Source organism: Arsenicicoccus sp. UBA2120 (assembly GCF_002330965.1).
Taxonomy (GTDB): domain Bacteria; phylum Actinomycetota; class Actinomycetes; order Actinomycetales; family Dermatophilaceae; genus Arsenicicoccus; species Arsenicicoccus bolidensis.
Genome location: NZ_DCYC01000026.1, coordinates 34,368 through 41,629 on the forward strand (window position 1 = coordinate 34,368; position 7,262 = coordinate 41,629).

Consider the following 7,262-nt stretch of genomic DNA (forward strand, 5'->3'; position numbering starts at 1 on the left):
AGGAGCACTGTGGCCGACGTCGAGGAGCCCACCGGTCCCGAGGCCGTCGAGAAGCTCGCCGAGGACCTCGCCCAGCAGGCGCCGGCCCCCAGCGGCGACTACGACGCCAGCTCGATCCAGGTGCTGGAGGGGCTCGAGGCCGTCCGCAAGCGCCCGGGCATGTACATCGGGTCCACCGGTGAGCGCGGTCTGCACCACCTCGTGTGGGAGATCGTGGACAACGCCGTGGACGAGGCGATGGCGGGGTTCGCCGACCGCGTCGACGTGACCCTGCTCGCCGACGGAGGGGTGCGCGTCGCCGACAACGGGCGTGGCATCCCCACAGGCAGGAACGAGCAGTACGGCATGAGCACCGTCGAGCTCGTCCTCACCCAGCTGCACGCCGGCGGCAAGTTCGGCGGCGGTGGCTACAAGGTGTCCGGCGGTCTGCACGGCGTGGGCTCGTCGGTGGTCAACGCCCTGTCCACCCGGCTGGTCGCCGAGGTCCACCAGCTCGGCCACGCCTGGCGCGTCGAGTTCGACCACGGCGAGGCCGTCGCCCCCCTGGCCAAGGAGGAGGCGTCGGACCGCAACGGCACGACCATCACCTTCTGGGCCGACGACAAGATCTTCGAGACGACGACCTACGACTTCGAGACGATCCGCGCCCGCTTCCAGCAGATGGCCTTCCTCAACAAGGGCCTGACCATCGTCCTCACCGACGAGCGTCCCCAGGCGCAGGCCGACGCCGACGCGGACCTCGAGGCCGAGGAGATGGGCGCGGTCGACAGCGTCGAGACCGAGGCCGGCGAGGGCGCCGACGAGGGCGCGCAGGAGGAGGTCGCCAAGGACCGGGCCGGCAAGGCCAAGGGCCGCTCGGTGACCTACCGCTACGACAACGGCCTGCTCGACTACGTCAAGCACCTCAACACGTCCAAGCGGGCCGACGTCGTGCACGACGACATCATCGACTTCGAGCTCGAGGACCAGGGCAAGTCCCTGTCCGTCGAGGTCGCGATGCAGTGGACCAATGCCTACTCCGAGTCGGTCCACACCTACGCCAACACCATCAACACCCACGAGGGCGGCACCCACGAGGAGGGCTTCCGCGCCGCGCTGACCCGCCTGGTCAACGACTTCGCGCGCAAGCAGAACCTCCTCAAGGACAAGGACGAGAACCTCACCGGCGACGATATTCGCGAGGGCCTCACCGCCGTCATCTCGGTCAAGCTCGGCGAGCCGCAGTTCGAGGGCCAGACCAAGACCAAGCTCGGCAACTCCGAGGTCAAGGGCTTCGTGCAGGGCGCGATGACCGACCGGTTCGGCGACTGGCTGGAGCGGCACCCCACCGAGGGTCGCGAGATCGTCCGCAAGGCCGTCCAGGCGTCCGCGGCGCGCATCGCCGCCCGCAAGGCCCGCGAGGCGACCCGCCGCAAGGGGCTCATGGAGTCCGGCGGCCTGCCCGGCAAGCTCAAGGACTGCCAGTCCAAGGACCCCTCGGTCTCCGAGGTCTACATCGTCGAGGGTGACTCCGCCGGCGGCTCCGCCGTCCAGGGCCGCAACCCCTTCAACCAGGCGATCCTCCCGATCCGCGGCAAGATCCTGAATGTCGAGAAGGCCCGCATCGACAAGGTCCTCGCCAACCAGGAGGTCCAGGCCCTCATCTCCGGCTTCGGCACCGGCGTCGGTGAGGACTTCGACATCACCCGGGCGCGCTACCACAAGATCGTGCTCATGGCCGACGCCGACGTCGACGGCATGCACATCCGCACGCTGCTGCTGACGCTGCTGTTCCGCTTCATGCGCCCGCTGATCGAGGCCGGCTACGTCTACCTCGCCCAGCCCCCGCTCTACCGCCTCAAGTGGTCCAACCGCGAGCACGAGTTCGCGTTCAGCGACCGCCAGCGCGACGAGATGGTCGCCGCCGGTCAGGCCAACGGTGGCCGGCTCCCCAAGGACGCCCCCATCCAGCGCTACAAGGGCCTCGGCGAGATGAACTACCAGGAGCTGTGGGAGACCACGATGGACCCCGACCACCGGGTGCTCCTGCAGGTCACCCTCGACGACGCGGCCGCCGCGGACGAGATCTTCTCCGTGCTGATGGGCGAGGACGTCGAGTCGCGGCGGTCGTTCATCCAGCGCAACGCGCGGGACGTGCGGTTCCTCGATGCGTGATCTCGCGCATGTCGACGGTGGAGCTTCACGGCTGGGCGGCGGGCCTACCATCCGCCGCTCGTTCCTCGCGGCTCCCGCCAAGCCCTCCACGGCCCGCCGCCCAGCCGTTCCGCTCGGGACCGGTCTCCCTGCGGCTCGTGGCCACCAGCACCCTTCTTGCACCTTCGCCCGACGAGAGGCCGTTGACGCATGAGTGAGCAGACTCCTCCTACTGTTGATCGGGTCGAGCCGGTCGACCTGAACTCCGAGATGCAGCGCAGCTACATCGAGTACGCCATGAGCGTCATCGTCAGCCGCGCGCTCCCGGACGTGCGGGACGGGCTCAAGCCCGTGCACCGTCGCATCGTCTACGGCATGTATGACGGGGGCTACCGCCCCGACCGGGGCTACAACAAGTGCTCCCGCGTCGTCGGTGACGTCATGGGTCACTACCACCCGCACGGCGACTCGGCGATCTACGACGCCATCGTGCGGCTGGTGCAGCCGTGGTCGCTGCGCTACCCGCTGATCGACGGGCAGGGCAACTTCGGGTCGCCGGGCAACGACGGCGCGGCCGCGCCGCGATACACCGAGTGCCGCATGATGCCGCTCGCCATGGAGATGGTGCGCGACATCCACGAGGAGACCGTCGACTTCAAGGACAACTACGACGGCAAGACCCGCGAGCCCGAGGTCCTGCCGGCGCGGTTCCCCAACCTGCTGGTCAACGGCTCGTCGGGCATCGCGGTCGGCATGGCCACCCAGATCCCGCCGCACAACCTGCGCGAGGTCGCGAGCGCGGTGGAGTGGCTGCTCGAGCACCCCGAGGCGTCTCGCGAGGACCTGCTCGAGGCGTGCATGCAGCGCATCAAGGGCCCGGACTTCCCCACGGGCGCGCTGATCCTGGGCCGTCGCGGCATCGAGGACGCCTACCGCACGGGTCGCGGGTCGGTCGTCATGCGGGCGGTCGTCAACGTCGAGGAGATCCAGGGCCGGCAGTGCCTGGTCGTCACGGAGCTCCCGTACCAGGTCAACCCGGACGCGCTGGCGCTCAAGATCGCCGAGCTCGCCAAGGAGGGCCGCCTGCAGGGCATCGCCGACATCCGTGACGAGACGTCCGGCCGCACCGGCCAGCGCCTCGTGATCGTGCTCAAGCGCGACGCCGTGGCCAAGGTCGTGCTCAACAACCTCTACAAGCACACGCAGCTGCAGCAGTCCTTCGGCGCCAACATGCTGGCGCTGGTCGACGGGGTGCCGCGCACGCTGCCGGTCGGCGCGTTCATCCGCTACTGGGTGGAGCACCAGGTCGAGGTCATCGTGCGCCGCACGAAGTACCGCCTGCGCAAGGCCGAGGAGCGCATCCACATCCTGCGCGGCCTGCTCAAGGCCCTCGACGCCCTCGACGAGGTCATCGCCCTGATCCGCGCCTCGCGCACGGTCGAGGTGGCGCGTGACGGGCTGATCGACCTGCTGGAGATCGACGAGATCCAGGCGATGGCGATCCTGGACATGCAGCTGCGTCGCCTCGCCGCCCTCGAGCGGCAGAAGATCATCGACGAGCACAATGAGCTCCAGGCCAAGATCGACGACTTCAACGACATCCTGGCCAAGCCGGAGCGGCAGCGGCAGATCATCAAGGACGAGCTCGGCGAGCTGGTCGACAAGTATGGCGACGCCCGCCGCACCGAGATCGTCCCCTACGACGGCGACATGTCCATGGAGGACCTGATCCCTGAGGAGGACGTGGTCGTCACCATCACGCGTGGTGGTTACGCCAAGCGCACCGTCACCCGTGAGTACCGCTCGCAGCACCGCGGTGGCAAGGGTGTGCGTGGCGCCTCGCTGCGTGGCGACGACATCGTGGAGCACTTCTTCACGACGACGACGCACCACTGGTTGCTCTTCTTCACCAACCTCGGTCGCGTCTACCGCGCCAAGGCCTACGAGCTGCCGGAGGGCTCGCGCGAGTCCAAGGGCCAGCACGTCGCCAACCTCATGGCCTTCCAGCCGGGGGAGAAGATCGCGCAGGTGCTGGCGATCCAGGACTACATCAACGTCCCCTACCTCGTCCTCGCCACCCGCAACGGCCTGGTCAAGAAGTCCCGTCTGGACGACTACGACTCCAACCGCTCCGGCGGCCTCATCGCGATCAACCTGCGCGACGGGGACGAGCTTGTGGGCGCCTCGCTGGCGTCGGCGGCTGACGACCTGCTGCTCGTGTCGGTCAAGGGTCAGTCGGTGCGGTTCACGGCGACCGACGACACGCTGCGGCCGATGGGTCGCTCGACCTCGGGCGTGACGGGCATGAAGTTCCGCGACGGCGACTCGTTGCTGGCGATGAACGTCATCGAGGACGGCACCGACCCGGACGTCTTCGTGGTGTTCGAGAACGGCCTGGCCAAGCGGACGCTCTCGTCGGAGTACCCCGTCAAGGGCCGCGCGACGCTCGGTGTGCTCGTGGCCAAGGCCTCGGACCGTGGCGGCGACCTCGTCGGTGCGCTGGTCGTGTCCCCCGAGGACGAGGTCATGCTGGTCATGGAGAAGGGCCGGATCGTGCGCTCCCGCGTCGACGAGGTCCGCTACACCGGCCGCAACACCCAGGGCGTGACCTTCGCCAACCCGGGCAAGAACGACGCGATCGTGGCCGTGGCCCGCAACGTCGAGCGCGCCGCGGAGGAGGAGCTCGAGGAGGCGGGCGCGCTCGCCCCCGAGGGTGACGACGACGCCGGTATGCCGGGCGACGGCCCCTCGGACACCGCCGACACGGGCGCCGGTGACGGCGCTGCGAGCACGACGGAGTCGGCCGCAGGCACTAGCGTGGCCGGGGAGAGCGACGAGACGGCCGTGTCCGACGACGCGACCACAGCCGAGGACCCGCAGGAGGACGACCAGTGAGCAGCTCGAGCAGCTCGGCATCCGACCGCACCCAGTCGATGGACGCCGTGAACGACACGGCGGTGCGCGAGCCCGTCCGCACCACGTCGGGCGGTTCCGTCCCGGCGGCGGGCTCGGGCACGGGCAGCGGCCGGCAGGCCAAGCTCCGCGTGCAGCGGGTCGACCCTTTGTCGGTGCTCAAGCTGGCGTTCCTGCTGTCGGTGGCTGCGGGCATCGCGGGGGTCGTGCTGATCGCCGTGCTGTGGATGATCCTCAACGGGATGGGCGTGTTCTCGTCGATCAACGAGATGGTGCTCGGGCTCCTGCCGCAGGGCAAGGAGTTCGACCTCATGGACTACGTCGGCTTCAGCCGCGTGCTGTCCCTGTCGATCGTGATCTCGTTCATCAACATCCTGCTGCTGACGGCGCTGGCCACCCTGGCGGCGTTCCTCTACAACATCTGCGCCGGCCTGGTCGGCGGCGTGCGTCAGACGCTGACCGACGACTGACGAGCCGCGAGCCTGGCAGACGGCCGCCCGTTTTGGCCGCAGCACCGGGCATGCGGTAGCGTTACTCCTCGCGTCGAGCACCTTGTCAAGGGGTCCTCGAGGCGGGTGCGGGCCTATAGCTCAGACGGTTAGAGCGCTTCCCTGATAAGGAAGAGGTCACAGGTTCAAGTCCTGTTAGGCCCACCACGTGAGGAGCCACCAGTCCCCGAGACGGTGGCTCCTTTCGTCGTCCGAGCATGATCGCCAGGCACCGCCGCCGGCCCGCCCCGCCTGTCCGCCGCCCCGGATCGTCACGGTGGCTAGGCTGGAGCCCCCGACCCAGGAGGTAGTCATGCGCAAGATCATCGCCGGTCTGCTCGCCGTCGGCGCCGCCGTCGCCCTCACCGAGCGCGAGCGTCGCCGTCGGGCCGAGGACGAGCTGTGGGCCGAGGCCACCAAGCCGGTATAGTCGGCCGAGCGCCTCGCGGCGCATCCGGGGCCTTGGCGCAATTGGTAGCGCACCTGCTTTGCAAGCAGGGGGTTAGGGGTTCGAGTCCCCTAGGCTCCACCCCACGCACAAGGCTCGAACCCTTGCCAACGGAAACGTTGGTGGAGGTTCGGGCCTTGTGTGCGTCTGCGGCCCAGGTCAGAGCGTTGGCGTTGACCTGCGGATCGAGGAGCATTTCGAAGGGCCGGTTGTGCTCGACGCGCAGCTCGTTGTCCTCGTCGATGTAGACCTTCGTGAAGAACGCCTGGTTGCATAGCCGCCGGTTGGTGTCGTCGCAGCGGGCGTGGATGTCGGCGCAGTTGGCGAGCAGTCCGAGGGCGTCGTCGAGGTGGGCGCGGGCGTCGGCGTAGTCGCCGAAGTGGGCGTCGATACGTCGGGTCACCTTGTCGAGTTCGGCGACGATTCGGTCCTGCTCGCGCTTGAGCACGGTCAGCGGGATCGCGTCGGCGTAGTGCGCCTGCATGAGCCGGTCCTGCTCGCTTTCGAGCCGGTCGCGGCTGGTGGTGAGGCGTTCCAATTCCTCGGTTTCGGCGGCCATGAGCCGGTCGAACTCGTGGTGGAGCATCCCCGCGAGTGCGTCCTGCTGAGCCGGCGTGATCTGCACGCGAGAGTAGTAGTCCTCGACGAGCTTCTCGACATCCTCGATGAGCATCGCCTGGCGCGTGCAGTCGGTCCGCTTGGAGTGTCGGCCGGAGCAGACGAAGTAGCAGTACACGTTGCCGTGGCGGTTCTTCGCGTTGGAGACGATGAGCCGCGAACCGCACTGGCCGCAGTGGATAGTGCCTTTGAGGTAGTGGCCGTGGACTTGGGTCGCCTCGACGGCGCACTGGTGCGCGGTGAGCACGGACTGGACCTGGTACCAGACCTCGGCAGGCACGAGCGCCGGGTGGTTGCCCTTGTATCGGGTGCCTCGGTAGATGACATCGCCCTTGTAGTACGGGTTGATCAGGAGGCGATGGATGGTGGACACGGCCAAGGGCTTCGCCGGCCTCTTCGGCGTGGGCAGGCTGCGCAGTCCGCGCGAGGTGAGTTCGTCGTGGAGCTGGCTGACGCTCCAGTTCCCGGATGCGTATGCCTTGAATGCCCACTCAATCATCGGTGCTCGCTCGGGATCGAGTTCGATGGTGCGGAGCTCGCGCCCCAACTCGTCGCGCTTGCGGACGTTGAGGTAACCGATGGGTGCTCGTCCGTTCGTGCCGCCACCGATGGCCTTCTGGGTCATGCCCTTGGTGACTTCGGTGTGAACCGCCCCGGGTTCA

General features: G+C 68.3%; 4 protein-coding genes, 2 tRNA genes and 1 pseudogene. 6 read left to right on the forward strand and 1 reads right to left on the reverse strand.

What is annotated here, in order from left to right; genetic code table 11:
• The first annotated feature begins 9 nt into the window (after positions 1 to 9).
• The 6 genes from gyrB (at position 10) to B2P18_RS03075 (ending at position 6,063) form a co-directional block, all read left to right on the forward strand.
• Positions 10 to 2,154 (forward strand): DNA topoisomerase (ATP-hydrolyzing) subunit B, encoded by a 2,145-nt coding sequence (gyrB, locus tag B2P18_RS03055; protein WP_286955792.1) that lies wholly within the window; start codon positions 10 to 12, stop codon positions 2,152 to 2,154.
• A gap of 189 nt (positions 2,155 to 2,343) precedes the next feature.
• Positions 2,344 to 5,028: a DNA gyrase subunit A gene (gene gyrA, locus B2P18_RS03060; protein ID WP_286955793.1), complete on the forward strand. Its 2,685-nt coding sequence runs from the start codon at positions 2,344 to 2,346 to the stop codon at positions 5,026 to 5,028.
• Positions 5,025 to 5,516, forward strand: a complete 492-nt coding sequence (locus tag B2P18_RS03065; RefSeq protein ID WP_239262039.1) for a DUF3566 domain-containing protein — start codon at positions 5,025 to 5,027, stop codon at positions 5,514 to 5,516. Before gyrA ends, B2P18_RS03065 begins: the two co-directional genes overlap by 4 nt.
• A gap of 109 nt (positions 5,517 to 5,625) precedes the next feature.
• A tRNA-Ile gene (locus B2P18_RS03070) sits at positions 5,626 to 5,702 on the forward strand.
• A gap of 145 nt (positions 5,703 to 5,847) precedes the next feature.
• Positions 5,848 to 5,964 carry a DLW-39 family protein gene (locus B2P18_RS18835; protein WP_230082589.1) on the forward strand — a complete coding sequence of 39 codons (117 nt, stop codon included), beginning with the start codon at positions 5,848 to 5,850 and terminating at the stop codon, positions 5,962 to 5,964.
• Between the two features lie 26 nt (positions 5,965 to 5,990).
• Positions 5,991 to 6,063: transfer RNA gene (locus B2P18_RS03075), tRNA-Ala, on the forward strand.
• 562 nt (positions 6,064 to 6,625) lie between these two features.
• Here B2P18_RS03075 and B2P18_RS18840 read toward each other — a convergent pair.
• Positions 6,626 to 7,225: pseudogene (locus tag B2P18_RS18840) on the reverse strand (recombinase family protein); the annotation flags it as partial.
• Positions 7,226 to 7,262: the final 37 nt, after the last annotated feature.

Excerpts from the sequence above, each read along its gene's own strand:
- gyrA (WP_286955793.1), top strand. The coding sequence starts at position 2,344 with ATGAGTGAGCAGACTCCTCCTACTGTTGATCGGGTCGAGCCGGTCGAC.
- B2P18_RS18835 (WP_230082589.1), top strand. The coding sequence starts at position 5,848 with ATGCGCAAGATCATCGCCGGTCTGCTCGCCGTCGGCGCCGCCGTCGCC.